The sequence below is a fragment of the Plasticicumulans sp. genome (assembly GCF_035331805.1).
Classification (GTDB): domain Bacteria; phylum Pseudomonadota; class Gammaproteobacteria; order Competibacterales; family Competibacteraceae; genus Plasticicumulans.
In genome coordinates this window covers 9,361-10,695 of record NZ_DAOLKE010000103.1, presented here as the reverse complement: position 1 = coordinate 10,695, position 1,335 = coordinate 9,361, and the positions used below count along the sequence as shown (strand labels likewise).

1 protein-coding gene is annotated in these 1,335 nt (G+C 69.6%); it reads right to left on the bottom strand.

The genetic code is table 11. The features are described 5' to 3' along the window. On the bottom strand, positions 1-898 hold an 898-nt coding region (locus PKE44_RS09270), incomplete at its 3' end, for a YihY/virulence factor BrkB family protein (RefSeq protein ID WP_324550358.1). Between the last annotated feature and the right edge of the window lie 437 nt (positions 899-1,335).

Here is a 1,335-nt window from a genome sequence, read left to right as displayed (position 1 = left end):
GCGGCAGTTCGCGCCCGCCCGGCGCCGGTGCCGGGCGGCTGCGGGGCTCGCCGCGACGCGAACCGTGGGCGTGCGCGTACACCCAGGTGAATTCGGCGCCGAGGAAGAAGATCTGCGCCGAGTAGTACACCCAGACCAGCAGCACGACGAAGGACCCGGCCGCGCCGAAGGCCGAGGCCGTGCTGCTCTTGCCGAGATACAGGCCGATCAGCAGCTTGCCGATCGAGAACAGCAGCGCCGTGATCGCCGCCCCGGTCCACACGTCGCGCCAGGCGATGCGCGCGCGCGGCAGCAGCTTGTAGATCAGCGCGAACGCCGCCGTGATCAGCACGAAACCGGCGATGAAGTTCGCCGCCTGCGCGAGCAGCTCCCGTTCGCCGAACCACGGCGACCACCATTCGCCGAGCGCCGCGATCACCGCGCTCAGCACCAGCGACACCAGCAGCAGGAAGGCGATGCCGAGCACCATGCCGAAGGCGAGCAGCCGCGTGCGCAGCAGCGCCCACAGCCCTTCCGGGCGGGTGGCGGCCGGGGCCTGCCAGATGCGGTCGAGCGAGGTCTGCAGCTCGCCGAACACGGTCGTGGCGCCGATCACCAGCGTCACGACGCTGATGACGGTCGCGACCATGCCCTGCTGCGGATCGCTCGCGCTTTTCAGCAGCCCCTCGATCGCCAGCGCCCCGTCCTTGCCGAGCAGGTCGCGCAACTGCGCGAGGATGTGACCCTGCGCGGCATCGTGGCCGAACACGGCGCCGGCGATCGCGATGACGATGATCAGCAGCGGCGCGATCGAGAAGGTCGTGTAGTACGCAAGCGCCGCGCCCATGCTCGCCGCGTAGTCATCGCTCCAGGCCGACACCGCCTGCCGGCCCATCTGCCAGATCTGTCCGGGACTCACGATTGCGCTCTCCTCGGGGTCGCGACAGCGCGCAGGGCTGCCGATGACTGGGAGGGCGGCGCGGGGCGGAGGTTGCAGCCGGCCGGTTCATGCCGAGCCTTCCGCCGCAACACTCCGCCTCGCAGTTCCTCGCCCCGAGTGGACGAGGGCTTGCAGGGATGGGCGGCGGGATCATGCACTTGCGGGTGATCGGCCTGCGGCATCGGCAGCGTGAATCCTGCCCTGACCGACCGCGACGCACATGCGCCGGCCCGCTGCAGAGTCCCGATGTCGCCCCAGATTGAGTCGACGCCGCCTCAAAATGAGTCGGCGTCGACACTTCAAGTATCGGCGTCGATGGTTTGAGTGCCGGCGACGCTGCCCTGACCCTCCGGAACAGCCTTCCGGATGCCGGCGCCGCTGTTTGAAGTGCCGATTCCGGAGTTCAAAACCCCGGC